A 24,154-nucleotide genomic window follows, 5' to 3' on the forward strand; every position below is an offset into this window, starting at 1 on the left:
CGTGGTGGCGTTTGCTCGGCTTCGCGGCTGGCTTTTCCGGGGCACGCAGCTGCCGACCGCGATACGGCGTACGGATCTGCGGCGCCTGTCTGTGTGAGCCGGAGACGCCGTAGTCCATGATCCGCCGCATCCGCGAAGGCTACGGGCCGGCTGGGCGGATCCACGGGTCGAGGATCAGGTGGTCCTCGCCGTCCCGCCAGTCACCGGCCGGCGCCGGGCACGGCGGGGTGTCCGGCAGATCGGAATCCCCGAGCGTACCGGCCGACGTGGGCGAGTACGGCATTTGCTGGATATCGGACAGCCCGAGCGGATGCCACCGCCTGCGCAGCGTCGCGGCGTTCGTCGGTTTGACGCCCGGAACCGGGATGCCATCCGGGCAGGTGTCGCCGCCGAGCGGAGCCAGGACCGGGGCCGGCGCGCACAGCTCCGCATCTTCGACCGGGCCGCTCGCCTCGACGAGATCGGCGTCCCGGACGATCAGCTCGGCCCGCCCCGCTGGCACCATCACCGGTACCGGTCCCGACGCGGGATCTGGTGGTGGTGTCCGGTGAGTGGCGGACCCCAGCGCCCCCGTGGCCAGGATCGCGGCCGCCGCCACAGCGACCGGCACCAACCAGCCCCGCCGCGTCGGGGTCACCGACCGGCTCACGTCCGACTCGAGTGGCGGTGGCTGGGTCGCCCGCCCGAGATCGTCAGCGTCGGTGAGCGGGTCCTCGCTCAGCTCAGAGCCGGGATCACCAGGCACCATTGTCCCTCTGCCAGGTCCGAAGTCCGCGCACCGGTCAGACGCTAGGCGTTGATCGGATCCTTGGCGTCCCCCGAGCCAGCCAACCGCACGTCCGAACGGAGGAATGCCGTCCGCCCGGACTGCGCGGTGAGGCCGGCGGGCGCACATGCCCCGATTCGCCCCTTTTGCTGTCGCACGTCATCCGGCGAGGGACAGGCGACGGCCAGCGTCGCGTCTCAGGACCTCCGTGACAGATCAGTCTCGGGAGGGGTGACACATCCGGCCGGCGAACCTGGGTGATCGAGGGAATCCGGTTTGATCGTGGTCAGCCTGGAAGGTGTGTGCGGATGGCGGTCGCCACCGCGGCCAGGTCTGCGGCTGGGAGTAGGCGTTGCTCTGTGCCGTCCAGAGCGGCCCGGCGACGATCACTGTCTCGGGTGCGTGTCGCATGCGGACTTCAGTCCCGCAAGTTCGACAGAGAGGCTTTCTAACGGTGATCGGACAGGCCCCACTCGAGAGTGGACAGGTCAGACCGCGCGGAGGGCCGTGCGTTGCGGACGGTGGCGCAGCTGGTCGACTGCAGCAGCCGTCGCTTCGTCGGCAGGTAGCCAGATGACCAGCTGCTGAGCATCCGGGGCGGGGAGTTCCAGCGTCTCCCGATTCCACCGCAGCCGATCGGCGCGGGGGTGGTTCATCGTCAGCGGCACCCGGGGCGGGGGGAGATGCCTGTGCAGCCGTCGGGTGAACTCGGCCCCGGCGACGGGTGCGAAGTCGGCCGTGAACCATTCGAAGCTCTCGGTGGAGGGTCCGAGCCACAGACTGAAGACCTGTTCGTCGGCAACCTGATGCCAGTCGATGAAGGTGGCCCCGGCCCGTGGGTGCGTGAAGACGTATCTGGTGACATTCGGCTGCTCGGCGTCGAGCAGCCCGGTGTCGCTCATGACCAGGGCGAAACTGTCGGTATGGGCGAGCACATCGCCGAGCCGGTTGGTGACGAAGGCGACGCCAGGCTCAAGGAGTTCGAGTATCTGGCGGGTGGCCGGCCGAACGGTCCGGTCGGGCGGTGCCGGCCGTACGTGTCCGGCACACGCACCGCCGCTGATCTTGGATAGGTAACGCAGATGGGCGCGTTCGGCGGCGTCGAGGCTGAGCGCGTCGGCGAGCGCGTTGACGACGGGGTCGGACGGGTTGCGGTCGCGGCCCTGCTCGATCCTTGTGAGGTACTCGACGCTGATCCGGGCTCGCGCGGCCAGCTCTGTTCGCCGAAGCCCCGGAGCGCGTCGTCGTTCGTGCGCCGGGAGCCCCAGATCCTCAGGTCGGGTGTTGTCGCGCTTGGCCCGGATGAAGTCCCCCAACGGCGTACCCATGGTCCGAAGCCTACGGTCCGGCCGGCCGGACCGTAGGCTTGCAGGGTGGCCCTGTGGGGGCCAGCCTGCACCCGGTCTGGCTGACGAGTCGATCACGACGGACCGTTGACGGCATGAGTGACAAGAGCAAACTCGTGGTCATCGTCGGTAGCGTCCGCGACGGCAGGTTCGGGCCGGTGGTCGCGGCCTGGGTGGCGGGCCGTGCCCGGGAGCACGGCGGTTTCGAGGTCGACGTCGTCGACCTGGCCGACGCCGATATTCCGTTGTCCCTGCCTGCTGCGCCACCGAAGTTCGCCGGTGACGACTACCCCCGGCCCGCAGGAATGAAGGAACTCACCGCGAAGCTCGCCGCCGCGGACGCCTTCCTCATCGTCACGCCGGAGTACAACCACAGCTATCCCGCCTCGCTGAAGGCACTCATCGACTGGCACTTCACCCAGTGGACCGCCAAGCCGGTCGCCTTCGTCAGCTACGGTGGCGCGGCCGGCGGCCGGCATGCGGTCCTTCATCTGGAGAACGTGCTGACTGAACTGCACGCGGTGACCATCCGCGACGGACTGGCCTTCCCGAACTACTTCACCGCCTGGCAGGACGGCGCACCTCTCGACGCCGCCGCGGCCGGCTACGCCAAGTCCCTCCTGGAACAGCTCGCCTGGTGGACCACCGCCCTGCGCGTCGCCCGGGCCGCCGCGCCGTACCCGGGCGGAGCGTGAACGCGGGGCGTCCGCTGTGATCACACCTGCGGGCGCGGGCCCCCGCACCGGCTTTGTGTTCACCCGGCGGTGAGCACCTGTGCGGGAGGACGTCGGGCGGTGCTGGATCCGCCTTCGGTGTGGCCGAGCTGGAACAGCATCTGCGGATGTCCGCCACCGGCCAGGTGGCCGAGTTGGGCCCGGGCGGCCGGAATTTCGAGCGGCTGCGTGTAAATGGCGGCATGGACGCCGTAGTGGGCGGCATGCAGCAGCATGCGTTGCAGCGCCTGACCGGCGCGCAGCCAGGCCCGCGGATCGTCGCGGCCGGTGGTCAGCACCACCGTGGTCGGCCAGCGATGCCCGGGCGGGACGTCGGTTCCGGTCGGTGCGTCCGACCCCAGGGCGCGGGGCGTGAACCGGCCGGGCCCCGTGTCGATGCCCTCGGCGACCTTGGTGATGCCGTCACGGTCGGCGCTGCCCGGCGGGCGCAGCCAGCGATTCAGCTCGGCCAGCATGGTCGGCTGGCGCTCCTGCGCCCGCTGCGCCCGGGCAGTTAGCTGGGCCACCTGGCGCAGCGTGTGGTCGTCGTCGAGCACGACCGCGCGGCAGCCCGCCCGGCTGACGAGCCGCCGCAGGCGGACCAGCAGACCGCGGGCGACGGGTACGTCGTCGAACGGGCCGCGATGGGTGTGTCGGTCGAGGACGGTGGCGAACATGTCCAGCTCCAGCGTGCTGGTCTCGTACGCCGGGCCCATGGCCACCTGGGCCACCAGGGCCGGCTGGGCGGGATCGGGCCAGTGGCGCACCCAGGGCTGATGGCCGAGCCACCGTACCCCGAGCATCAGTGTGGCCAGCGCAGCGCCGCAGCTGATGATCAGCTCGCGCCCGGTGGGATCGACCGTCGGCAAGCCCCGTCTCGGGTCGGCCCACAGCTCGACGTCGCCGTCCGGGCGGTGAACGAAACGCCACGGCTGGGTGTTGTGCACCGACGGTGCGCGGGTCGCGGCGCCGACGAGAAACTCGGCGAGGTCGAAATCGATGCGCGTCGTCGCTGTCATGCTCGCAACCTCCTTGTGATGCCGCAGACGCCCAGAGTCATCCGTGGAATCCCCGCAACATAGGGTCGTTCGGCCCGCGTCGCCCCGTGTCCGTGCGCGGGCATGGCCCGGATTTCCAGGGCGGGAGGCGGCTCCCGACGCACTGCGGGCGCGGCTTCGGCCTCCGGTCTACGCTGGTCGCGTGTCGAAGGAGGCGGAATCACCCGCCAGGGTCGAGGACGTGCACGCGGCGGCCCTCGCGATGCCGTACGTCACGGTCACCTACGGCACCGCCGGCAACCCCGTGTACCAGGTGGGCGGAAAGTCGTTCGTGTTCTTCCGCAACCCCCGGCCCGACGCGGCCGACCCCGTAACCAGGGAACGGTACGCCGACGTGATCGTCTTCTGGGTCGAGTCCGACGCCGACAAGCAGGCCCTCGTCCAGGACGGGGCGACACCGTTCTTCACCACCGCCCATTTCGACGGACACCCGTCGGTGCTCGTACGGGCGAGCCGGCTCGCCGAGCTCACCCGGGCCGAACTGGCCGAGGTGATTCAGGACGCCTGGTTGTCGCGCGCGTCGCCGCGGCGGCGCGCAGCGTGGCTCGGGAGCCGTTTCGGCTGACCGCCCGGCCGCCGGCGCTGCCACCCGGCACGTCAGGACGCGGTCGGGTTTGCCAGAATTGCCGTGAGAATCCGGTGCACGGGCCAGGAGACGTCATGAGCGACTGGAACGACAAGATCGTCGAGGAATTCCGCGCCAACGGTGGGCAGGTGGGCGGTCAGTTCGCCGGCGCGCCGCTGCTGCTGTTGCACACGGTGGGCGCCAAGACCGGCCGGCCCCGCGTGAACCCGATGATGTACCAGAAGGTGGACGGCGGCTATGCCGTGTTCGCGTCCAAGGCCGGTGCCCCCACCAATCCCGACTGGTACTTCAACCTGCTCGCCCATCCCCAGGTCCAAGCGGAGATCGGTGCGGTCAAGGTCGATCTGGTCGCCAGGGTCGCCGATGGCGATGAGCGGGAACGCATCTGGAGCGCGCAGAAGGCCACCTATCCCGGCTTCGCCGACTACGAGCAGAAGACGACCCGTCAGATCCCGGTCGTCGTCCTGGAATCTGCGCCGTAGACCACGTCCGCACCATTCCGCGACCAGCTCGCCGGTGCATGAACGGACGACGAAGGGGACTACGACCATGAAACTGACGACCGTCACGAACGTCTCGGTCGACGGCGTGATGCAGGGACTCGGCGGAGCGGATGAGGACCGCCGGGGCGGGTTCGAGCGCGGGGGATGGGCGCTGCCACTGTTCGACGGCGAGGCCGCGGCGTTCGTCAGCCAGGTCTACCAGCGCGCCGACGCATTCCTGTTCGGCCGGCGAACCTACGAGATCTTCGCCGGTTACTGGGCAGTGTTGGCAGATCCCGCCAACCCCATCGCCTCGGCGTTGAACACGCGGCCCAAGTACGTGGCCTCGTCCACTCTCGGCGACCCGCAATGGGCGGACACGACCGTCCTCTGTGGTGACCTCGCGGCGGCCATCGGCGAGCTGAAGGCCGGACCGGCGGGTGAACTGCAGGTGCACGGCAGCGGCAACCTGGTCCGTTGGCTGCTCGGCAACGAGCTGGTCGACGAGATGATCCTGCTCGTCTATCCGGTGGTCGTCGGCCAGGGCACTCGGTTGTTCCCCGACACCGGCCCGGACGCCGCGCTTCAGCTGATCGACTCACGGGCCACCCCGGGCGGGGTGACCATCCAGGTCTACCGGCCCACGGGGCGCCCGACGTATGCGACGGGCGCGGCGGACTGAACGGCCGGCCGCCCCGGCTCAGAGATCGTGGTTCCAGGTCGCGGGTGGTTTGACGGCCACCCTGCCCTCGTCCATGCGCATCAGCAGCAGGGGCAGCTGGGTCTCCTCCAGCCATTCGTCCACGGCCTGGCGGGCACCCTCCCACCAGCCGTAGTCGTCGAGCAGGAGTACGCCGCCGGGGACGAGGCGGGGCCAGAGGTGCTTCAGCTCGTGCCTGGTCGACTCGTACCAGTCGGTGTCGAGTCGCAGGATGCTGATCCGGTCGGGGATGTGCCCCGGGATGGTGTCCTCCACCTTGCCCTTGTAGTAGTGGATCCGGTCGGCCGGGTACGCCGATTCCCGCATCCCCTCCTGCACGTCCTCCAGCGACGCGCAGGCCCAGACACCCGAGGTGCGGCTGGACGTCGACAGCATCTCCGCGGCGGGCTTGCCGTCGAAACGCCGGTCGTGTTCGGTCGGCTCGCTCATTCCCTCGAATGTGTCGTAGAGGTGCAGATGGCGGTCCGTGTCGCCGGTTTCGATGAGGGTTCTTGCGATTGCCATCATGCTTCCGCCGCGCCATACGCCGCATTCGACGATGTCGCCGGGGATCTGGTGGCGGACGATGTAACGCACGGAGTTGACGAGTGCGTTGAGTTTCTCCGGTGACGTCATCGTGCGCGGCTTGACCGCACGGATGAGGTCCTTGGTGGCCTCGTCGAAGTCGTGGGGGAGTTCGAGCTGCGGCTTGGACTTGGGCACCGGCTTGGGCTCCGGCTTCGGCGCGGGCTTGGCCACCGGCGGCTTGCTTCGCGCGGGCACCGGCACGTTCTGGCCCGCGACTCCATTGCGTGGGGAAACCGCCGGGCGCAGTTCATAGCCGGTGACCGTTCGCAGCATTCGATTGATCGATTTCCGCAAGGTCACGGCGGGCACAGTACCACAAACATTTGCGATGTGAACTTGTCTCACGGGCGTTTCTTTTGGCCGCGACGCCTTGCGGCATTGTGCTAATGCGGCGGGAAGCGGCCACTTCGACGCAGGCCGATTCGCCGGGCACCGGCCGTGCTGAGGGAGCCATTGCGGGCAGCGCGGACTTCGGCGGCGCGGCTGGGTGGCCACGGCCCACCGTGGACCGATGCGGGGGATGAACCGGTCGCCCGTGCTACTCCTCGTCGTCGCTGGTCACCGGCCGTCGTCGTTCCTTGATCCAGGCTTCGACGTCCTCGGCGAGCCAGACGTTTCCCATCGCCAGCTCCGCCACCGGTGCGGGGAAATCCCGGCGGCTGGTGAGCTGGTAGGCCCGCTGGCGGCTGATCCCGCCGAGGCGCACCCGAATCTCATGTGCACCCATGAGGTTCAGCTTCTTACCCATGATCGCAGGCTAGGCAACTGCATAGGCGTCGGGTGCGAACTTAGCGGACGATCAGTGCATACGCTATGGTCGTACGAAATAGTCTATTGCCTAGTAGATGGGTGCGGGCATGCGTATCAAGCTCTGGCTGCGAGGTCCCGCCGACGATCCGCAGGTCGAGATCGTCGCCGAGTTCGACGGGCGGGCGCCCGGGCGCCCCGCCGCCCGCGCCGGGCGCTCGATCCTGACCGAGGCGCTGCCCCACGACGGCACCAGCCGCCGGCCTGTGGCCGACGGCTGGTGGTTTCTACCTGGCTAGTGTTCTGACGGCCCGGCGACGGGCCACGAGGATCAGGGCTTGGTCGGCGCCACGATCCGACCGTCATACAGTTGCTGGCGCAGGGCGTCCAGTTCCGGCTGCAGCCCGGCGATCTCGGCCTGGTTCGACGCCGCGTACCCGACGCCGTCGGTCTTGAGGTCGAAACGGCGCACCCCGCCCGCGTGGTCGCCCTTCACGAACGCCTGGATCTCCTGGAACACCGCGTTGTCGACCCGCTTGAGCATCGAGGTCAGCACCGCGGGCTGCACGGCCGCGTCGGCGCTGGTGTATTGGTCGGAGTCGACGCCGATGAACGCGGCGCCCTCGGTCGCGGCCACCGCCTGCAGCGCGCCCGCGCCGGAGCCACCGGCAGCCGCGTAGATCACGTCCGCCTCGTCGTCCAGCATGTCGGTGGCGATCTGCTTCGCCTTGTCCGGCGCGCCGAACCCGCTGAAGTCCGGCGGGGCGCTCAGGTACTTCACCTTCACCTTGATCTTCGGGTCCACGTGTTTGGCGCCGGCCGTGAAGCCGGCCTCGAACTTCTGCAGCAGCGGGATCTGGACGCCGCCGATGAAGCCCACGGTCCCGGAGCGGGACTTCAGGGCGGCCGCGGCGCCGACCAGATAGGACCCCTGCTCCTCGGCGAAGACCAGCGACACCACGTTGTTGGCGGTGATCGAGTCGTCGTCGACGATGGCGAACGTCGTTTCGGGGTGGGCGGTGGCGGCCTTCTTCAGCGCGTTGACGTACTGGAAGCCGACCGCGAACACCGGGTTGTTCCCGGATTCGACCAGTTTGTTGAGGGTGGCGAGGCGGACGTCGTCGTCGCCCTTGGCGGGCGCCGTCTCGGTCACCTCGATCTCGAGCTCCTTCTTGGCCCGATCCAGGCCCGCCGCCGCCATGTCGTTGAAGCTCTTGTCGCCGCGGCCGCCGACGTCGAAGGCCATGCCGACCTTGACGTGTTCGGCGCCGAGCCCGGCGAGCTCGGCGTTCGCCGAGCCGGCCGGTGCCACCGGCGCGTGGGCACACGCCGCGAGGGTCAGAGCCGCCGCGGTGGCCGTGGCCACCAGCATTTTCGTACGCATGTCCTCGTCGCCCTCTCAGTACCGGAACTGTCCGACGGCCTCGCGCAGCTGCCGCGACATGCGGGTCAGCTCCGCGGCGGCGGCCCGGGACCGCGCCACGTCGTCGCTGGCCGCGCTCGCGGCCGCGGCGACCGCGGCGATGTTGTCCGCGATCTGCGTGCTGCCCCCGGCAGCCTCGGCGACACCCCGGTTCATCTCGGTGGTGGTCGCGGTCTGCTCCTCGACCGCGCTGGCGATCGTGGTCTGGTAGCCGCTGATCCGGCTGATGATCTCCCCGATGCCGGAGATCGCGGACGCGGCCGCGGCGCTGTCGCTCTGGATCTCCTGCACCAGCCGGCCGATGTCCTCGGTGGCCTTGGAGGTCTCCTGGGCCAGCTCCTTGACCTCGCCCGCCACGACCGCGAAGCCCTTGCCGAGCTCGCCCGCGCGGGCTGCCTCGATGGTCGCGTTCAGGGCCAGCAGGTTGGTCTGTTCCGCGATCGCGGTGATCAGCTGGAGCACGTCGCCGATCCGCGCCGACGAGGTGCCGAGGCTGGCCACCGTGCTGTTCGCGACCCCGGCGGCGGTCACCGCCTCGGAGGCGACCGCGGCCGCCTGCGAGGCGCTCTCGGCGATGTCGGCGATCGCCGAACCCATCTCCTCGGCGCCCATGGCGACCGAGTTCACGTTCGCGCTGACCTCCTGGGACGCGTCGGCCACGATCCGGGCCTGGGTGGAGGTCTCGGCGATGTTGGCGGCGAAGGTCTGCGCGACCTCGTCCAGCGCGGCCGAGGTCCGGTCCAGGACCTCCGCCTGCTCGGCCACGTCGACGACCACCCGGTGGATCGAGCCGAGCGCGTCGCCGAGCGCGGCGGCCATCTCGGCGGGCTCGTCGGTGCCGCCGCCCGCCAGCTCCACCTTCAGCTCGCCGTCGGCGACCCGGCGCAGCGCGTCGCGGGCCGCGACCACCGGCCGGGTGATGCTGCGCGTCACGACCAGGGCCAGCAGGCAGCCCAGCAGCAGGGCCAGCGCGCTGCCGACCAGGATGATCCGCTGTGCGGTGTCGGCCGCCGCGGCGGATTCGGCCACGGCGTGCTCGCTGCGCTGGTCGACGGACTCCACCAGCCGCTGGGTGCTCGTCATGATCCGGTAGTACGAGTTCCAGCTGTCGTACTGGGCGAGCTGGTCACCCTTGGCCACGGCCGCGGGAGTGCCCGGCTTGTACGCCGCCACCACCTGCTCGTTGACCCCGAAGTAGGTCGTGGCCTCCTTCTGCACCTTGGCGAACAGGGCCTGCTCGGCGCCGTTCATGTCGGCCGTGTGCACCGCCTTCAGGTACGCCTGGAAGCGGTCGCGTTCGCGCTGCCAGGCGCGGTAGTTGACGGAGTCGCCGCCGAACGCCCGGGCTGCGCCGAGCCGGTGGATGTCCGCCACGTACGCGCTCTGCCAGCCGTTGAGGCTGGCCGCGTAGAAGCGGATCTCCTTCGCCTCGCTCGTGAGCACCTGCAGGGCGCGCACCTCGGCGGCGGTGGCCTTCTGGTTGCCGATCGCGGTGAACGCGACCGCTGCCACGACGCCCAGCAGGGCGAGCACGGCGACGAACGCGGCACCCAGCCGCGTTCCGATCCTGACTCTGCGCATGCTTTTCCCCGTCCTTCCAAACGCTGAATGCATCGGCGGCCTCGGCGGCGAGCTGACGAATTGAGGGCAAGTCCGCAGCTCGCGACGGTCCGGGCCGAGCGGGCGAACCGTTGCGCAGGCCGCTCGACGGGCCGGATTCAACCGGTGGTCATCCGCGCGTGGGCTGCCGTTCACCGTCGTTTCGCACCATTCCGAGGCATGAGCCTGGCCCTGACGACGCTCACCGACGCCGCCCAGCAGACCGCGTACGCGCTGCTGGGGGGCATGGGTGCGCGGTGGCGGCACAGCCGCGGGGTGGCCCGCCGGGCCGCGGAGCTGGCCGGGCCGCTCGGCGTCGACGCGGACCTGCTGGTCGCGGCGGCCTGGCTGCACGACATCGGGTACGCCCCGCCGGCGGTCGTCACCGGCTTCCACCCGCTGGACGGGGCCGGCTACCTGGCCGCCCGGCGCTGGCCGCCGCGCGTGACCGGCCTGGTCGCGTACCACTCGGGTGCGGTGTTCGTGGCGGCGGCGCGGGGGCTCGGCGGCGCGCTCGCGGCGTTCGCCGACGAGGGGGGCCTGGTGGCGGACGCGCTGACGTACGCCGACCAGACCGTCGGGCCGGACGGCGACCGGGTCACCCTGGTGGACCGGCGCGTGGAGATGCTGTGCCGCCACGGCGCCCACTCCTGGAACGCCCGGGTGGACCACGTGCGCTGGCCGCACCTGCGCGCCCTCGCCGAGCGGGTCGAACGGCGACTCGCTGCCGCACCCCCCGCCGTGCCGGGCCGGCTCGCCCGGGACGGCGTGGCGGTGCCCGTCTGAGCCCGAGCGGGGGAGCCCGAATGTCGGTCCGCCCAGGCCGGCGCGTTGCGCCGAAGCGGCGCGCCGCCCGCGTTCGGCTCGCAGACTGGCCGTATGCGTCCCGGTCTGGCGTTTCGCGCCGCGACCGCCGCGTACGTGGCGGCCGTCGCGGGACTGGCGGCGGCCGGCAGCGAGGTGGCCGCCCCGCTGGTCTTCCCCACGGGCCTGGTGCTGGCGCCCGCCGATCGGTGGCTGGACGGCACGGGCACGCTGCTGCCCCTGGCCCGGATCGCGGTGCTGTGCGTGTTCGCGGTGGCCAACGCCCACCTGGTGCGCGCGGTGCTGCGCCTGCTGCCCGCGGACCCGGCAGAGCAGGGGGTGGCGCGGCGGCTCGCGTGGGCGCTGGTCGGCTCCGGGGTGCCGGTCACCGCGGCGGCCGGCGGCGGCGGGCGGATCCGTGGCCCCGAGGGGCAGCTGCGCCGCCAGCGCAGTCTGGACCTGCGCAACCTGCCGGTGTCGTATCCGGAGCTGATGGCGGTGTACCAGGGGATGTGGCGGCGCGCGGGCCTCAGCGTCCAGCAGCGGCCGGACCCGCCCCGGGTGCGGGCCTACGACCCGCAGGGCTACGAGTACGTGATGGAGCCCGGCCAGGCCGGTGCGGCCGTGCTGCGGGTCTCGGGTCCGGCGCGCCGGTTCCGGAGCTTGGCCCGGGCGGCGCTTGCGGTGTCCGTCCCGGCGCTCGGTGTCGGGTTGTCCCTGCTGCTGCCGAGAATGTTCTGATCGGGCCGTCCGGCCCCAGGTCGGCCCGATGACTCAGCCGGGCTGCGCCGCACCCGATTACCCCTGGGTGAAGCTCAAGCCGCTCGCGGACGACTACGACGTCGAGTTCTGGGCGCGCCAGGTCCGGATCTGTGCCTGGGTCGCCGTCGGGATCTCGCTGCTGGCCGCCATGCGCATGGCGGTGGCGTGGGAGTCCGGCATGCGGTGGTGGGCCGTACCGATGGGGGTGGCGACCCTCGTGCAGGCGGCCGCGACCCGGCTGCCGTGGGCCCGGATCGTCCGCCTGCCGCACGCGCGCGAGGCGCTGCTCATCTGGTTCCTGGCCGAGCTGGCGATCATCTACCTGTTCGAGGTCGTCGACGACACCGGCCGGATGCGGTACGTCCCGGCCGTCATGCTGGTCGTCACGGCGGCCGCCGCGCTGTACCCGCCGCGGTGGGTGATCGGCGTGGGCGTGCTCGCCCTGGCCGGGTTCTTCGCCCTGGTGCCGATGCAGTCCGGCGTCGACGTCTCCTTCATCGCCGGGATGTCCGCGATGCTGGCCTGCGTCGTGGGCCTGTGCGCGCTGACCGCGGGTAGCCGCAGCCGGCTCGACGACCGCCGCCGCGCCGCGGAACGGCGCATCGAGCTGCTGCTGGAGAACTCCTCCGACGCGGTCCTCGCGATCGACCCCGCCGGGCGGCTGCGCTACGTCAGCCCGTCCGCGCGGTCCCTGTTCGGCCCCGACCAGCCGTGGCAGGCCGACGGCAACCTCGGCGCCCTCGCGCACCCCGACGACCTGGCGCGGGCGCGGGAATGGCTCAACGCGCTGGCCGCCACGCCGGTCGGGCACACCAGCCGCATCGAGGCGCGTCTGCGCTGCGCGGACGACGCCTGGCTGTACGCCGACATCATCGGCACCAACCGCGTCCAGGACGCGGACCTCGGTGCGCTGGTGCTCAGCGTCCGCGACATCGGCGCCCGCCGCTCGCTGGAGGAGGAACTGACCCGCCAGGCGTTCCGCGACTCGCTGACCGGGCTGGCGAACCGGGCCCTGTTCCGCGACCGCCTCGAGCACGCCGTGGCCCGGGCCCGGCGCGGCGGCGAGCACGTCACCCTGCTGCTGATCGACCTCGACAACTTCAAGATGGTCAACGACACCCTGGGGCACAGCGCGGGCGACGAGCTGCTCATCACGGTGGCCGAGCGGCTCACCGCACAGGTACGGCCCGCCGACACGCTCGCCCGCCTCGGCGGCGACGAGTTCGCGCTGCTGGTCGAGGGCGTCGACGAGAGGGAGGCGGTGGCCCTGGCCGAGCGCGTCCTGGCCATCGTCCGGGAGCCGGTGCACCTGGCCGCCCGCGACGTCGTCTGCACGATGAGCATCGGCATCGCGACCGCGGCCCCGAGCGACGGCACCGCCGACACCGAGGAACTGCTGCGCGACGCGGACCTGGCCATGTACGCCTCCAAGCGCAACGGCCGGGACCGGTACGCGGTCTTCGACCCGGCCATGTACGCCGACGTGCTGCGCGAGGCCCGGGTGCGCGCCGAGCTGGAACGCGCCGTCGCCGAGGAGCAGTTCTTCGTCCTGTACCAGCCCATCGTGGACATGCCCAGCGGCCGCCCCACCGGCGTCGAGGCGCTGGTGCGCTGGCGGCACCCGACCGACGGGGTGCTGGGACCGGACACGTTCATCCCGTACGCCGAGGAGTCGGGTCTGATCGTGCCGCTCGGCCGGTGGGTGTTGCAGCAGGCCTGCAACCAGCTCGCCCAGTGGCGCCGGGAGCTGCCCTCGGCGCGGCACCTGCACATGAGTGTCAACCTGTCGGCGCGGCAGTTCCAGAACCCGAAGCTGGTCGAGGAGGTCGCCGGGGCGGTGTCGCGGTCCGGCATCGAACCGTCCTGCCTCGTCCTGGAGATCACCGAGACGACCCTGCTGAAGGACTCCGAGGTCGTGCTGGAGGCGCTGCACGGGCTGCGCCGCCTCGGGGTACGGGTGGCGGTCGACGACTTCGGCAGCGGGTACTCGTCGCTGGGCTACCTGAAGCGTTTCCCGGTCGACATCCTGAAGATCGACCGGTCGTTCGTCCAGGGCGACCAGGAGGACGCGGACGCCGCCACCCTCACCGAGGCGGTCATCGGCATCGGCCGGGCGCTGCGGCTGCAGACGGTCGCCGAGGGTGTCGAGACGAGTGCCCAGTGGACGACGCTGCGGGAACTCGGCTGCGACCTCGGGCAGGGCTTCTACTTCGCCCGCCCCGCCGAGGCCGATGTCATCGCCCGGCTGCTGGCCGGGGACATGCCCTCGGTGGCCCTGCTCGACGTCCACTGATCCGCCGTAGGTCAGACCCGTGAGGGTTGTCGTGCTTCCGGCACGTCCGGCGGGCCGAACACGACCGGAAGGCCGGGGGAGTACAGCACGCTGACCGGTGGCGCAGAGGCGGCGGGCAGCCCGGCGGCCTGCACCAGGGTGTCGTCCAGGGTGAGCAGTTCGGCGCGGTGCAGCGGCCAGGCAGGGTGTTCGTTGGGCAGGTGCAGGGTCCGGCCCCAGGCGCGGGTGTGCAGTCCCCACCGCGCGGTCAGGAAGTGCTCCAGCGGCGTCGGCGTGGCGATCGGCGCGCCGACCCGGATCGTCATGGCGTTGACCGCCGTCCGCGGCCCCGGCCACCGGCGACGGCTGGTGTAGTGCAGGAGGTCACCGTCGCGGGTCAGCCGCATCCGCGACCACATGTACGGCAGCCGCAGCAGCGCCCGCGCGACCAGCACCGGCAGCAGCCGGGCCGCCTCCAGCGACCGGAACACCACCGCCCGCCGCCCGTGCCGGTCGACGCTGTACAACCGCACGTTCGTCTCACAGAACGTGCCCAGGTACGGCACCCCGGGGCCGCGCAGCGGACCCACCCCGACCATCCGGAAGCCGATCAGCCCGACGTAGGTTTGCCCGTCGAGGGTGTCGGGCACGGTGCCCGCGGGCAGTAGCGGTGCCACCGCCGACGGCGGCACCGCCCAGTGCAGGAACGTGAGGTCGTGCCAGCGCTGGCTCAGCAGCGGGCGCCGCACCGGCCGTACGGTCAGCGGGGTCACATCCTCGACGAGCACGGCCCCATCATGCCGTGCCGTCGGGGCCTGCCCTCCCGGCCCCTCGCTGCGTGCGGTGCGGTCCTGCCGTGCCCTGACCCACGTGGAGGTTCGCCCTGAGTGCACGACGACCGGCGGCGGTGCTGTTCGACATGGACGGCACCCTGGTCGACAGTGAGAAGGTCTGGGACGTCGCCCTGATCGAGCTGGCCCGGCGGGCCGGTGGGGAGCTGTCCCGGGCCGCCCGGCAGGCGATGGTCGGCACCACGATGACGCGCACGATGCAGCTGCTGCGCGACGACCTCGGCCAGCCCGGCCGCGACGAGGCCGCCGATGTGGCGTGGCTGACCGGCCGGGTCTTCGAGCTGTTCACCCAGGGGCTGGTGTGGCGCCCGGGAGCGTTCGAACTGCTCCGCGCCGTACGGGCGGCGGGCCTGCCCACGGCCCTGGTCACGTCCACCGGCCGCAGGCTGGTCGAGGTCGCGCTGGACACGCTGGGGCGGGCGAACTTCGACGTCGTGGTCTGCGGCGACGAGGTCGCGCGCCCGAAACCGGACCCGGAGCCGTACCGGACGGCCGCCCGGCTGCTGGGTGTGCCGATCGCGGCGTGCGTGGCCGTCGAGGACTCGCCGGCCGGGGTGGCCAGCGCGCTGGCATCCGGCGCGGCGGTGCTGGCGGTGCCCGCGGAACTGGAGCTGCCGCCGACCGACGGGGTCCACCTGCGTGGGTCTCTGGAGGGGGTGGACCCGGCGTATCTGGCCGCGCTGCTGCCTCCCGGGCGCGGCTGACGGCAACAAAGGCGTCAGGATGACGCTTGACTGACGTCATCGATGACGTCAGTATGGAGTCATGGACCTGACCCCGTACCTCGAGACGCTTCGGGCCGACCTCGCGGCCGCGGCCGCACCCGGCGGCACCGAGACCCAGCGCGCCGCCGACCTGCTCGGCCACGCGCTGGAGGCGTCCGCCCGGCTGGCGCTGCTGGAGGCGCTGTCCGACGCGGCCGCCGAGATCACCACCCGCCTGCACGGCGCCGGAGTCGAGGTGCGCCTGCGCGGCCGGCAGGCCGACCTCGTCGTCACCGAGGCCGTGACCGAGCCCGCGCCGGAGCCGCCCTCCCTGGACGGCGGCGACCTCGCCCGGCTCACCCTGCGCATGCCGGAAGCGCTGAAGAACCACGTCGAGCAGGTCGCGGCCGCCGAGGGCATCTCGGTCAACGCCTGGCTGGTGCGCGCGGTCACCGCGGCCGCCACCCAGCCCGGCGGTCCGCCGCGCTGGGCCCGGCCCGAGCCGCCCGGGTGGCCGGCGCCGCCCCCGCCGCCCGCGCCCCCCGGGCGCCCGGGCAAGCGCATCACCGGATTCGCCCAGGCCTGACCCACCACCCACCCCGCGAAGGAGCACCACCATGCCCGAGTACGAATTCACCCACGACGGCCCGCTCGACGTCCGGCTGGAGATGCACCGCGGCGCCGCGGACATCACCGCTGCGCCCGGCGACGCCGTCCGAGTGCAGGTCACCGGCTACGACGACGGCGCCACCGCCCGCCAGGCCGCGGAGAGCTTCCGGGTCAGCCTCGACGGCGACCAGCTGACCGTGCGCCCGGCCGAGGAGTCCGGTTGGCTGTGGCGGCGCTCCGCCAAGGTGCACCTGGTGATCCAGGTGCCGGTCGGCAGCTCGCTGAGCGCCCGGACCGCCTCCGCCGACCTGCGTGCCCGCGGCGAGCTCGCCGCGCTCCACGCCGATCTGGCCTCCGGCGACGCGTTCGTCGAACGGGTCGCCGGAGCGGCGCAGATCAAGACCGCCAGCGGCGACCTCACGCTGGACAGTGTCGGCGGCAGCCTGCACGTCGGCAGTGCCTCCGGCGACCTGCGGGTCGGTGACGTCACCGGTGACGTCATCGCGAACACGGCCAGCGGCGATCTCACCGTCCGCAGCATCGGCGGCTCACTGCAGTCCAAGACCGCCTCCGGGGACATCGAGGTGGGCTGCCTCACCCGTGGCCAGGCGAACGTCCACTCGGCCTCCGGCGACGTCACGATCGGGGTGGCCCGCGGCACCGGCGTCTGGCTCGACCTCAACACCGCGTCCGGCTCCACGACCAGCGAACTCGCCATGGGACAGGCCGACGAGGGCGGCCAGCAGGTCGGTCTCGAGCTGCGCATCCGTACCGCCAGCGGCGACATCCACGTGCACCGGGCCGCCGACGACACCGCGCGGGCCGCCTGATGCTGCCGCACGACCGGGCCAGCGTCGAGACGGCCGCCCGCCACGTCCGAAACCGTCTCACCACCCATCGCGCGCAGCGGTTCGCCCCGGCCGCCAGACCGCAACGGCGCGGCCGTACCCCGCCGACCTGAGCACCGGCCGCCGCCCGGGCGGCATCTCCCGCCCGGGTGACGGCCTTGCCGGGCGCCCCTCAGGCGCCCCGGGTCACGAGGCCGGACTCGTACGCGAGGACGACCGCCTGGACCCGGTCACGCAGGCCGAGCTTGCCCAGCATGTGCCCGACGTGGGTCTTGATCGTGGTCTCGCTGACCAGCAGGGCGCGGGCGATCTCCGCATTCGTGTGGCCGCGCGCGACGTGCACCAGGACCTCGCGTTCGCGCTCGGTCAACGTGTCCAGTGCGGGCGCAGCCGTGGCGGCGGGTGCGGGTGCGGTGTCGGCCAGCCGGGGCAGCAGCCGGGCCAGCAGACGAGGCGCCACCACCGCACCCCCGGCGGCGATCGTGCGGATCGCCGCGATCAGCTCGCCCGGCGGCACGTCCTTGCCGAGATAGCCGACCGCGCCCGCGGCCAGCGCGCCCAGTACCAGTTCGTCGCTGAAGTCGGCGGTGAAGACGAGCACCCGGACGGCCGGGTCGGCGGCCGCGGCGATGGCCCGGGTCGCGGCGAGACCGTCGAGGCGGGGCAGCCGCACATCCAGCAGCACGACATCGGGCAGCAGCCGGCGGGCGAGCTCCACCGCCTCGGCACCGTCGGTGGCCTCGCCGACGACGTCCACATCGGCGAGATCGGCCAGGGCCATGCGCAGACCGGAGCGCTGCATCGGGGCGGCATCCGCCAGCAGCACGCGGATCGGCGGCCGGCCCGCCGCCACACCACCTGCCGTCACCCACGACTCCCCGTGCCGGTCGCGACGCCCGCGCCGCTGCCGGCGGCGGCCCTTGCGGCATCGGCAGGGCTGGCGGCATCGGTGGGGTTTGCGGCGTCGGCTGGGCTGGCGGTCTCGGTGGCGTCGGGCTCGGGATACGGCGGTGGGGTGCCGCCGAACTCGGGGCACAACTGCTGGTGGCGGCACCAGCCACACAGCTTGCTCGGCTTGGGGCGGAAGTCGCGGTCGCGCTTGGCGCGCTCGATGGCCTGCGACAGGGCGACGAGGGTGCGTTCGAAACGCTCCAGCTCCTCGGCGTCCGGGCGGTAGTCGCACACCTCGGCGTCCTTGAGATAAAGCAGGCGCAGCACCTTGGGCACCAGGCCGCGGGTGCGCCAGAGCACCAGGGCGTAGAACTTGAGCTGGAACAGGGCGCGGCCCTCGAAGGCCTCCCGGGGGGCACCGCCGGTCTTGTAGTCGACCACCCGCAGGTCGCCCGCCGGGGAGACGTCCAGGCGGTCGATGTAGCCGCGGATGAGCAGTTCGTCGTCGACCAGCGTGGAGATCAAGCTCTCCCGCTCGGCCGGCTCCAGCCGCTGCGGATCCTCCACCGCGAAATAGCCGTCCAGCAGCGCACCGGCGCCGGCCAGGAAGTCGGCCAGCAGGTCCGCCTCGGGCAGCGGGCTCCCGGTGGGCGTGAACAGGTCGGCCAGCACGGGCTCCTGCGCCACCAGGCGCTGCCACTCGGGGCTGACCAGGGCGGCCGCCGCGGCGGGGGTGCGCTGCGCGGCGGGCAGATCGAACAGGCGCTCGAGCACCGCGTGCACCAGCGTGCCGCGGACCTGGTCGGCGGACGGCTGCTCGGGCAGCCGGTCGATCGTGCGGAACCGGAACAACAACGGGCAGGTCTTGAAATCCGCGGCCCGCGACGGTGACAGCGACGGACCGGTGGGCCGATCGGCCGGCCCGGCCGCCGAAGCGGCATCCGCCGGGCCCGAAGCGTCGTCCAGCCGCCCCGAAGCGGTGGTCTGCGGGGCGGTCGGAGGGGCGGGGGACGCCGTCTGTGCCGTCATGGGGGACAGGCTAGGGGAGAGGTACGACGAAACGGCGCCTCGGTGCGCAGCGGGGCGTTCCGTAGCATCGGTCCCGTGGACGACAGCGCATCGCGCCCGCGCCGCCCTTCGGCGCGCCGGGGACGGCGACTCGGCCGGGTCCTCGGCGTGCCGGTATACGCCAATCCCTCGATGGCTCTGCTGGCCCTGGTCGTCACGTTCGTCTACGGCGGCTACGTGCGCACTGAGCTGGGCCTGCCGGATCCGCTGGGCTACCTGGTCGGCTTCGGTTTCGTGCTCTGCCTGCTCGGCTCCGTGCTGTTGCACGAGCTGGGCCATGCCCTGACCGCCCGCCGCTACGGCATCGGCGTACGCCGGATCACGCTGGAACTGCTGGGCGGCTGGACGGAGATGGAATCCGACGCGCCGACCCCGCGGGTCGACGCGCTGGTGTCGCTGGCCGGTCCGGCCGTGTCTCTCGTTCTGGGCGCGGTGTCCACCGCAGCTGCGCTGGCGTTGCCCGACCGTACGGTGCTCGCCCAGATCGCCTTTCAGCTCGCCGCCAGCAACCTCATCGTGACGGTCTTCAACGTGCTGCCCGGCCTGCCACTGGACGGCGGCCGGGCGCTGCGCGCCGCGATGTGGGCCCTGCTGCGCGACCGCAACCGCGCCACGGTCGTCGCCGGCTGGGCCGGCCGGGTGATCGCCGCGACCACGGTGCTCTTCGCGCTGAGCCTGTACCAGCTGCGGCTGCTCACCCTGTTCGGGGTGGGCTTCGTGCTGCTCGTCGCGTTCACCCTGGGGCACGGGGCGGGCCAGTCGATCCGGCTGGGGCGGATGACCAGCCGCTTCCCCCTCGTCGACCTGGAGGAGCTGGCCCGGCCCGTGCTCGCGGTGCCGTCGGGCACCCCGCTGGCCGAGGCGCAGCGGCGCGCCGGAGAGGCACCCCGGCCGCACACGCTGGCCGTCGCGGACTCCGCCGGACGCCTGGTCGCGGTGGTCGACGCCAGCTCGGCGGCCCGGGTACCGGCGCAGCGCCGGCCGTGGGTGGCAGTCGACGCGGTGGCCCGCGGCCTGGCCGGTGTGCCCGCGCTGCCGGTCGAGCTCAGCGGTGAACAGGTGGTCCGCGCGGTGCAGGCCCACCCGGGTGCGCACTATCTGGTGACCGCAGGCGAGGATGTGCTCGGCGTCCTGCACGTCGGCGATCTGGCCGAGGTGCTGGAGCCGCACCGCGGCCGGCGGCGCGACGACCCGCGCTGACCCGGCCGGGAATGCCCGGCCCGGTACCGGCCGGGAAGCACCCGACCCAGAGAGAAGCGCCGTGACCGTCCACTCCACCGCCGCCGTCGACGAGCCGGCCCCCGTGCACCGTGGGCCGTTCCAGCCCGGGGACCGGGTGCAACTCACCGATCCCAAGGGACGGATGCACACCGTCGTGCTCGAACCCGGCAAGGCGTACCACACCCACCGCGGCGCGCTGGCGCACGACGCCCTGATCGGGTTGCCCGAGGGCAGCGTGGTGACGTCTGCGGGCGGCACGGCGTACCTGGCGTTGCGGCCGCTGCTGGCCGACTACGTGCTGTCCATGCCGCGCGGCGCCCAGGTGATCTACCCGAAGGACGCGGCGCAGATCGTCGCGATGGGCGACGTCTTCCCGGGCGCCAAGGTGCTGGAGGCCGGCGCCGGCTCGGGCGCGCTGACCTGCTCGCTGCTGCGGGCGGTGGGTCGTTCGGGCGAGCTGCACTCGTATGAGGTGCGGGACGACTTCGCGGCGATCGCCCGGCGCAACGTGGAGTCGTTCTTCGGCGGCCCGCACCCGGCCTGGCACCTGCACCGGGGCGACGTCGCCGAGGCGACCGAGACCGGTTTCGACCGGATCATCCTGGACATGCTGACCCCGTGGGAAGCCCTCGACATGGTCGAACGCGCCCTGGTGCCCGGCGGCGTCTTCATCGGGTATGTGGCGACCACCCCGCAGCTGTCCGAGCTGGTGGAGGCGCTGCGCGAGCGCGGCGGCTGGACCGAGCCGCGGGCCTGGGAGTCGCTGATCCGGGACTGGCACGCCGACGGCCTGGCGGTCCGCCCCGACCACCGAATGATCGCGCACACCGCGTTCCTGGTGTCGGCCCGCAAGCTCGCCCCGGGGGTGATCGCGCCGCCGCGGCGGCGTAAGCCCAGCAAGGGCGCGGAGGCGTACGCGCTGCGCCGGGCGGCGCGGCAGGCCCCGGCGGCCACCGGCCCGGAGATCGACCCGGATCACGCGGAGATCGACGCCGATCCCGGGGTGTGAGCACGGTGCCCGCGTCGGGTAGGTTCCGTCGCGGGCCCGGCGATCGCCGGGTGTCAACGGGCGGCAGGGCCAGCGGGAGGATGGGTGGGCGCGATGAGTTCACCGCCGTTCGGCGGCAGCAACGACATGCCGGCGGTGTTCCCGGACTGGTCGCCGTACGAGGACCTCGACTCGGCCGCCCGGGCCTATCTGCGCGACCCGGAGGTGGCCCTCGACGCGTTGTTCGGGGTCCTGCGGGGCGCCTCGGTGTTGTGTTTCACACTCGAGCGTTTCGTCAACGAGGTGAACGGCGTCTGGCAGGAGGTCGTCATCTGTGACGGCAGCCGTCTGGTGCTGTGGCACGGTGAGGATGTCGCGCCCGGGGACGGCCCGGTCGGCTCGATGACCTCGTCGCTGCGGGTGGTGCCGCTGTCCACGGTCACGGAGGTGGGCTGCCGCCGGCGGCTCACCCGGACCCCCAGTGGGCAGGCGCGGGTCGACAGCATCGACGTGTATCTGCTGCTCAGCTCAGTCGACGACGCGGTGCCACCGCCTGGCCTGGAGGAGGAGGGGCGCCCGGCGCTGCGGCACGACGCGCTGCGGTTCGGCAAGACCCTCGACGACGGCGGCCCGGGACAGATCGCCCGCCTCGAGGAGTTCTCCCGGGTGGTGGCCTCCCTGGTGGGCAGGCCGACCCTCTGAGCCGGTAGGCAGCCTTGAGCCGGTAGGCAGGCTGACCTGGTCGGCAGGCCGACCTTCCGCGCTGTCGGCGGGGCGATTTTCGAGCTGGTCGGCAGGCCGACACTCGGGCGTCCGGTGACGCCTACCGGTCCGGTCGGTCGGCAAATTGACGTCGGCCGGGGGCCGACGCGGGCGGTCAGTCCGCGTCGGGTCCCGCGATCTCCACGTCGTCGGTGCGGCGCACCACGTGGATGCAGTCGCCGGGGCACTCCTTGGCTGCGTCGATCACCTCAAGCCGCAGCCCGGCCGGCACGTCCGTGCGCACGCCGGGGCTTTGCAGCAGCTCACCGGTGGTGTCTTTGACGTACGCGAGGCCGTCGACGTCGAATTCGAAGACCTCCGGCGCGTACTGCACGCACAGGCCGTCGCCGGTGCACAGGTCTTGATCCACCCAGACCTGAAGCTCGTCCGTGTCTGTCTGTGTCGACATGGTGGGCCTCCCACAGTTCTCCCGCCCCGACCGTACCGGACACCTCCGACCGGGTGGCGCAGCAGTCCGGCTCAATGGATCAAGGTTCAGTGACGAGGGTGTTGCACCGGTCGAAAACGGCCCCGCAACGGCTAGTGTTATGTGCAAGACGTTCGAGCCCCCGGGGAGGTGGGACGTGGCACGTAGCGACGAGGCGGATTCACGCGCCGCACGTTGGGAGAAGGAAGCCAACGATCTCTCCAGCCAGGTCGCGTTCCTGCAGGAGGAACTCGCTCTGGTACGGCGCAAGTTGACCGAAAGCCCCCGACACGTCCGGCAGCTCGAAGAGCGGCTCGCGGCGACGCAGGCGCAGCTGGCCCGACTGACCGAGAACAACGACCGGCTCGTGGCGACCCTCAAGGAAGCCCGCGCTCAGATCGTCACTCTCAAGGAAGAGATTGACCGGCTCGCCCAGCCGCCGAGCGGCTACGGCGTGTTCCTCACCGCCCACGAGGACGGCACCGTCGATGTGTTCACCGGCGGCCGCAAGCTTCGCGTGGCGGTGTCCCCGTCGCTGGTGGTCGAGGACCTCAAGCGCGGCCAGGAGGTGCTGCTCAACGACGCGCTGAACGTCGTGGACGCCTTCGGCTACGAACGGGTCGGCGAGGTCGTCCTGCTCAAGGAGGTGCTGACCGCGCCGGGCGGCGAGCTGCCCGACCGCGCCCTGGTCGTCTCGCACGCCGACGAGGAGCGGATCGTCCACCTGGCCGAGTCGCTGCAGGTGTCTGCGCTGCGCGCGGGTGACTCGCTCATGATCGAGCCGCGCTCGGCGTACGCCTACGAGCGCATCCCGAAGAGCGAGGTCGAGGAGCTGGTCCTCGAGGAGGTTCCGGACGTCGACTACACCGACATCGGTGGCCTGCACGCCCAGATCGAGCAGATCCGCGACGCCGTGGAGCTGCCGTTCCTGCACGCGGACCTGTTCCGGGAGCACCAGCTGCGCCCGCCGAAGGGCATCCTGCTCTACGGCCCGCCCGGCTGCGGCAAGACCCTGATCGCCAAGGCGGTCGCGAACTCGCTGGCGAAGAAGATCGCCGAGCGGCGCGGCGAGGAGAAGCACACCAGCTACTTCCTCAACATCAAGGGCCCGGAGCTGCTCAACAAATACGTGGGTGAGACCGAGCGGCACATCCGCCTGGTCTTCCAGCGGGCCCGGGAGAAGGCCAGCGAGGGCACCCCGGTCATCGTGTTCTTCGACGAGATGGACTCGATCTTCCGGACCCGTGGCTCCGGCGTCTCCTCCGACGTGGAGAACACGATCGTCCCGCAGCTGCTCAGCGAGATCGACGGCGTGGAGGGCCTGGAGAACGTCATCGTCATCGGCGCCTCCAACCGGGAGGACATGATCGACCCGGCGATCCTGCGCCCGGGCCGGCTCGACGTGAAGATCAAGATCGAGCGTCCGGACGCGGAGGCCGCCAAGGACATCTTCGCCAAGTACATCCTCGCCGGGCTGCCGCTGTCCGACGACGACCTGGTCGAGCACGGCAACGACCGCGACGTCACGGTCGCCGCGATGATCGAGGCCGTCGTGCTGCGGATGTACACGGAGTCCGAGGAGAACCGCTTCCTGGAGGTCACCTACGCCAACGGTGACAAGGAGGTCCTGTACTTCAAGGACTTCAACTCCGGCGCGATGATCCAGAACATCGTCGACCGCGGCAAGAAGATGGCGATCAAGGAGTTCCTCACCTCCGGCAAGAAGGGGCTGCGCCTGCAGCACCTGCTGGACTCGTGCGTCGACGAGTTCCGCGAGAACGAGGACCTGCCCAACACCACCAACCCGGACGACTGGGCCCGGATCTCCGGCAAGAAGGGCGAGCGGATCGTCTACATCCGTACGCTCGTCTCCGGCGGCAAGGGCGCCGAGGCCGGCCGCTCGATCGACACGGTCAGCAACACCGGCCAGTACCTGTAA

Annotated in this window: 26 protein-coding genes; 15 read left to right on the forward strand and 11 right to left on the reverse strand. The window is 71.8% G+C overall.

Annotation, left to right across the window (positions count from 1 at the left end; translation table 11 throughout):
- Positions 1 to 139: 139 nt before the first annotated feature.
- Positions 140 to 508 (reverse strand): hypothetical protein, encoded by a 369-nt coding sequence (locus ACMCNO_RS15745; protein WP_412750184.1) that lies wholly within the window; start codon positions 506 to 508, stop codon positions 140 to 142.
- A 746-nt stretch (positions 509 to 1,254) separates the two neighbouring features.
- Positions 1,255 to 2,094 carry a helix-turn-helix transcriptional regulator gene (locus ACMCNO_RS15750; protein WP_412750185.1) on the reverse strand — a complete coding sequence of 280 codons (840 nt, stop codon included), beginning with the start codon at positions 2,092 to 2,094 and terminating at the stop codon, positions 1,255 to 1,257.
- Positions 2,095 to 2,207: 113 nt separating this feature from the next.
- On the opposite strand from ACMCNO_RS15750, the gene ACMCNO_RS15755 reads away from it, so the two are divergent.
- Positions 2,208 to 2,807 carry an NADPH-dependent FMN reductase gene (locus ACMCNO_RS15755; RefSeq protein WP_412750186.1) on the forward strand — a complete coding sequence of 200 codons (600 nt, stop codon included), beginning with the start codon at positions 2,208 to 2,210 and terminating at the stop codon, positions 2,805 to 2,807.
- Positions 2,808 to 2,866: 59 nt separating this feature from the next.
- On the opposite strand, the gene ACMCNO_RS15760 is transcribed toward ACMCNO_RS15755, so the two are convergent.
- The gene (locus ACMCNO_RS15760) at positions 2,867 to 3,844 is read right to left on the reverse strand and encodes an Acg family FMN-binding oxidoreductase (RefSeq protein ID WP_412750187.1); all 978 of its coding nucleotides are present in this window, start codon (positions 3,842 to 3,844) and stop codon (positions 2,867 to 2,869) included.
- 181 nt (positions 3,845 to 4,025) lie between these two features.
- Here ACMCNO_RS15760 and ACMCNO_RS15765 point away from each other — a divergent pair, with 181 nt between their 5' ends.
- The 3 genes from ACMCNO_RS15765 (at position 4,026) to ACMCNO_RS15775 (ending at position 5,633) form a co-directional block, all read left to right on the forward strand.
- Positions 4,026 to 4,448: an MmcQ/YjbR family DNA-binding protein gene (locus ACMCNO_RS15765; protein ID WP_412750188.1), complete on the forward strand. Its 423-nt coding sequence runs from the start codon at positions 4,026 to 4,028 to the stop codon at positions 4,446 to 4,448.
- A 95-nt stretch (positions 4,449 to 4,543) separates the two neighbouring features.
- Positions 4,544 to 4,951 (forward strand): nitroreductase family deazaflavin-dependent oxidoreductase, encoded by a 408-nt coding sequence (locus ACMCNO_RS15770; RefSeq protein WP_412750189.1) that lies wholly within the window; start codon positions 4,544 to 4,546, stop codon positions 4,949 to 4,951.
- A 67-nt stretch (positions 4,952 to 5,018) separates the two neighbouring features.
- Positions 5,019 to 5,633: a dihydrofolate reductase family protein gene (locus ACMCNO_RS15775; RefSeq protein WP_412750190.1), complete on the forward strand. Its 615-nt coding sequence runs from the start codon at positions 5,019 to 5,021 to the stop codon at positions 5,631 to 5,633.
- 18 nt (positions 5,634 to 5,651) lie between these two features.
- On the opposite strand, the gene ACMCNO_RS15780 is transcribed toward ACMCNO_RS15775, so the two are convergent.
- Together ACMCNO_RS15780 and ACMCNO_RS15785 are read right to left on the reverse strand one after the other, a co-directional pair.
- Positions 5,652 to 6,539 (reverse strand): TylF/MycF/NovP-related O-methyltransferase, encoded by an 888-nt coding sequence (locus ACMCNO_RS15780; RefSeq protein ID WP_412750191.1) that lies wholly within the window; start codon positions 6,537 to 6,539, stop codon positions 5,652 to 5,654.
- 238 nt (positions 6,540 to 6,777) lie between these two features.
- On the reverse strand, positions 6,778 to 6,987 hold the full coding sequence (locus tag ACMCNO_RS15785; protein WP_412750192.1) for a helix-turn-helix transcriptional regulator: 210 nt from the start codon (positions 6,985 to 6,987) through the stop codon (positions 6,778 to 6,780).
- 109 nt (positions 6,988 to 7,096) lie between these two features.
- On the opposite strand from ACMCNO_RS15785, the gene ACMCNO_RS15790 reads away from it, so the two are divergent.
- The gene (locus tag ACMCNO_RS15790; RefSeq protein ID WP_412750193.1) at positions 7,097 to 7,285 is read left to right on the forward strand and encodes a hypothetical protein; all 189 of its coding nucleotides are present in this window, start codon (positions 7,097 to 7,099) and stop codon (positions 7,283 to 7,285) included.
- A 32-nt stretch (positions 7,286 to 7,317) separates the two neighbouring features.
- Here the strand turns inward: ACMCNO_RS15790 and ACMCNO_RS15795 are convergent, their stop codons facing one another.
- Positions 7,318 to 8,370, reverse strand: coding sequence for a BMP family lipoprotein (locus tag ACMCNO_RS15795; protein ID WP_412750194.1), 1,053 nt, complete (start codon positions 8,368 to 8,370; stop codon positions 7,318 to 7,320).
- A 15-nt stretch (positions 8,371 to 8,385) separates the two neighbouring features.
- Positions 8,386 to 9,990 carry a methyl-accepting chemotaxis protein gene (locus ACMCNO_RS15800; protein ID WP_412750195.1) on the reverse strand — a complete coding sequence of 535 codons (1,605 nt, stop codon included), beginning with the start codon at positions 9,988 to 9,990 and terminating at the stop codon, positions 8,386 to 8,388.
- 198 nt (positions 9,991 to 10,188) lie between these two features.
- Between ACMCNO_RS15800 and ACMCNO_RS15805 the strand changes: the two genes are divergently transcribed.
- The 3 genes from ACMCNO_RS15805 to ACMCNO_RS15815 all read left to right on the forward strand — a co-directional run bounded on the left by ACMCNO_RS15805 (position 10,189) and on the right by ACMCNO_RS15815 (position 13,867).
- The gene (locus ACMCNO_RS15805; protein WP_412750196.1) at positions 10,189 to 10,794 is read left to right on the forward strand and encodes an HD domain-containing protein; all 606 of its coding nucleotides are present in this window, start codon (positions 10,189 to 10,191) and stop codon (positions 10,792 to 10,794) included.
- 93 nt (positions 10,795 to 10,887) lie between these two features.
- Positions 10,888 to 11,553 (forward strand): hypothetical protein, encoded by a 666-nt coding sequence (locus ACMCNO_RS15810; protein ID WP_412750197.1) that lies wholly within the window; start codon positions 10,888 to 10,890, stop codon positions 11,551 to 11,553.
- 28 nt (positions 11,554 to 11,581) lie between these two features.
- Positions 11,582 to 13,867 carry a putative bifunctional diguanylate cyclase/phosphodiesterase gene (locus tag ACMCNO_RS15815; protein WP_412750198.1) on the forward strand — a complete coding sequence of 762 codons (2,286 nt, stop codon included), beginning with the start codon at positions 11,582 to 11,584 and terminating at the stop codon, positions 13,865 to 13,867.
- 11 nt (positions 13,868 to 13,878) lie between these two features.
- Here the strand turns inward: ACMCNO_RS15815 and ACMCNO_RS15820 are convergent, their stop codons facing one another.
- Positions 13,879 to 14,634, reverse strand: coding sequence for a YqjF family protein (locus ACMCNO_RS15820; RefSeq protein ID WP_412750199.1), 756 nt, complete (start codon positions 14,632 to 14,634; stop codon positions 13,879 to 13,881).
- A gap of 119 nt (positions 14,635 to 14,753) precedes the next feature.
- Between ACMCNO_RS15820 and ACMCNO_RS15825 the strand changes: the two genes are divergently transcribed.
- The 3 genes from ACMCNO_RS15825 to ACMCNO_RS15835 all read left to right on the forward strand — a co-directional run bounded on the left by ACMCNO_RS15825 (position 14,754) and on the right by ACMCNO_RS15835 (position 16,840).
- A complete protein-coding gene (locus ACMCNO_RS15825; protein WP_412750200.1) occupies positions 14,754 to 15,401 on the forward strand; it encodes an HAD family hydrolase in 648 nt (215 codons plus the stop codon).
- Between the two features lie 61 nt (positions 15,402 to 15,462).
- The gene (locus tag ACMCNO_RS15830; RefSeq protein ID WP_412750201.1) at positions 15,463 to 15,987 is read left to right on the forward strand and encodes a hypothetical protein; all 525 of its coding nucleotides are present in this window, start codon (positions 15,463 to 15,465) and stop codon (positions 15,985 to 15,987) included.
- A 31-nt stretch (positions 15,988 to 16,018) separates the two neighbouring features.
- The gene (locus ACMCNO_RS15835) at positions 16,019 to 16,840 is read left to right on the forward strand and encodes a DUF4097 family beta strand repeat-containing protein (protein WP_412750202.1); all 822 of its coding nucleotides are present in this window, start codon (positions 16,019 to 16,021) and stop codon (positions 16,838 to 16,840) included.
- A gap of 190 nt (positions 16,841 to 17,030) precedes the next feature.
- Here ACMCNO_RS15835 and ACMCNO_RS15840 read toward each other — a convergent pair whose 3' ends face one another.
- Together ACMCNO_RS15840 and ACMCNO_RS15845 are read right to left on the reverse strand one after the other, a co-directional pair.
- Positions 17,031 to 17,726: a response regulator gene (locus ACMCNO_RS15840; protein ID WP_412750203.1), complete on the reverse strand. Its 696-nt coding sequence runs from the start codon at positions 17,724 to 17,726 to the stop codon at positions 17,031 to 17,033.
- Positions 17,723 to 18,778 carry a RecB family exonuclease gene (locus ACMCNO_RS15845; RefSeq protein WP_412750204.1) on the reverse strand — a complete coding sequence of 352 codons (1,056 nt, stop codon included), beginning with the start codon at positions 18,776 to 18,778 and terminating at the stop codon, positions 17,723 to 17,725. Before ACMCNO_RS15845 ends, ACMCNO_RS15840 begins: the two co-directional genes overlap by 4 nt.
- A 75-nt stretch (positions 18,779 to 18,853) precedes the next feature.
- On the opposite strand from ACMCNO_RS15845, the gene ACMCNO_RS15850 reads away from it, so the two are divergent.
- From ACMCNO_RS15850 to ACMCNO_RS15860, 3 genes are all read left to right on the forward strand, one after another.
- A complete protein-coding gene (locus tag ACMCNO_RS15850; RefSeq protein ID WP_412750205.1) occupies positions 18,854 to 20,017 on the forward strand; it encodes a site-2 protease family protein in 1,164 nt (387 codons plus the stop codon).
- A 61-nt stretch (positions 20,018 to 20,078) separates the two neighbouring features.
- Entirely contained in the window at positions 20,079 to 21,047 is a 969-nt protein-coding gene (locus ACMCNO_RS15855) for a tRNA (adenine-N1)-methyltransferase (protein WP_412750206.1), read from the forward strand.
- A 93-nt stretch (positions 21,048 to 21,140) separates the two neighbouring features.
- Positions 21,141 to 21,728, forward strand: a complete 588-nt coding sequence (locus ACMCNO_RS15860; RefSeq protein WP_412750207.1) for a hypothetical protein — start codon at positions 21,141 to 21,143, stop codon at positions 21,726 to 21,728.
- Between the two features lie 175 nt (positions 21,729 to 21,903).
- Here the strand turns inward: ACMCNO_RS15860 and ACMCNO_RS15865 are convergent, their stop codons facing one another.
- The gene (locus tag ACMCNO_RS15865) at positions 21,904 to 22,197 is read right to left on the reverse strand and encodes a ferredoxin (protein WP_412750208.1); all 294 of its coding nucleotides are present in this window, start codon (positions 22,195 to 22,197) and stop codon (positions 21,904 to 21,906) included.
- A 175-nt stretch (positions 22,198 to 22,372) separates the two neighbouring features.
- Here ACMCNO_RS15865 and arc point away from each other — a divergent pair, with 175 nt between their 5' ends.
- Positions 22,373 to 24,154 (forward strand): proteasome ATPase, encoded by a 1,782-nt coding sequence (arc, locus tag ACMCNO_RS15870; protein ID WP_412750209.1) that lies wholly within the window; start codon positions 22,373 to 22,375, stop codon positions 24,152 to 24,154.

Origin of the sequence: Krasilnikovia sp. M28-CT-15 (genome assembly GCF_047159595.1) — a bacterium.
GTDB lineage: Bacteria > Actinomycetota > Actinomycetes > Mycobacteriales > Micromonosporaceae > Actinoplanes.

Excerpts from the sequence above, each read along its gene's own strand:
- ACMCNO_RS15750 (WP_412750185.1), bottom strand. The coding sequence starts at position 2,094 with ATGGGTACGCCGTTGGGGGACTTCATCCGGGCCAAGCGCGACAACACC.
- ACMCNO_RS15755 (WP_412750186.1), top strand. The coding sequence starts at position 2,208 with ATGAGTGACAAGAGCAAACTCGTGGTCATCGTCGGTAGCGTCCGCGAC.
- ACMCNO_RS15760 (WP_412750187.1), bottom strand. The coding sequence starts at position 3,844 with ATGACAGCGACGACGCGCATCGATTTCGACCTCGCCGAGTTTCTCGTC.
- ACMCNO_RS15770 (WP_412750189.1), top strand. The coding sequence starts at position 4,544 with ATGAGCGACTGGAACGACAAGATCGTCGAGGAATTCCGCGCCAACGGT.
- ACMCNO_RS15775 (WP_412750190.1), top strand. The coding sequence starts at position 5,019 with ATGAAACTGACGACCGTCACGAACGTCTCGGTCGACGGCGTGATGCAG.
- ACMCNO_RS15785 (WP_412750192.1), bottom strand. The coding sequence starts at position 6,987 with ATGGGTAAGAAGCTGAACCTCATGGGTGCACATGAGATTCGGGTGCGC.
- ACMCNO_RS15790 (WP_412750193.1), top strand. The coding sequence starts at position 7,097 with ATGCGTATCAAGCTCTGGCTGCGAGGTCCCGCCGACGATCCGCAGGTC.
- ACMCNO_RS15795 (WP_412750194.1), bottom strand. The coding sequence starts at position 8,370 with ATGCGTACGAAAATGCTGGTGGCCACGGCCACCGCGGCGGCTCTGACC.
- ACMCNO_RS15800 (WP_412750195.1), bottom strand. The coding sequence starts at position 9,990 with ATGCGCAGAGTCAGGATCGGAACGCGGCTGGGTGCCGCGTTCGTCGCC.
- ACMCNO_RS15805 (WP_412750196.1), top strand. The coding sequence starts at position 10,189 with ATGAGCCTGGCCCTGACGACGCTCACCGACGCCGCCCAGCAGACCGCG.
- ACMCNO_RS15810 (WP_412750197.1), top strand. The coding sequence starts at position 10,888 with ATGCGTCCCGGTCTGGCGTTTCGCGCCGCGACCGCCGCGTACGTGGCG.
- ACMCNO_RS15815 (WP_412750198.1), top strand. The coding sequence starts at position 11,582 with ATGACTCAGCCGGGCTGCGCCGCACCCGATTACCCCTGGGTGAAGCTC.
- ACMCNO_RS15830 (WP_412750201.1), top strand. The coding sequence starts at position 15,463 with ATGGACCTGACCCCGTACCTCGAGACGCTTCGGGCCGACCTCGCGGCC.
- ACMCNO_RS15835 (WP_412750202.1), top strand. The coding sequence starts at position 16,019 with ATGCCCGAGTACGAATTCACCCACGACGGCCCGCTCGACGTCCGGCTG.
- ACMCNO_RS15845 (WP_412750204.1), bottom strand. The coding sequence starts at position 18,778 with ATGACGGCACAGACGGCGTCCCCCGCCCCTCCGACCGCCCCGCAGACC.
- ACMCNO_RS15860 (WP_412750207.1), top strand. The coding sequence starts at position 21,141 with ATGAGTTCACCGCCGTTCGGCGGCAGCAACGACATGCCGGCGGTGTTC.
- ACMCNO_RS15865 (WP_412750208.1), bottom strand. The coding sequence starts at position 22,197 with ATGTCGACACAGACAGACACGGACGAGCTTCAGGTCTGGGTGGATCAA.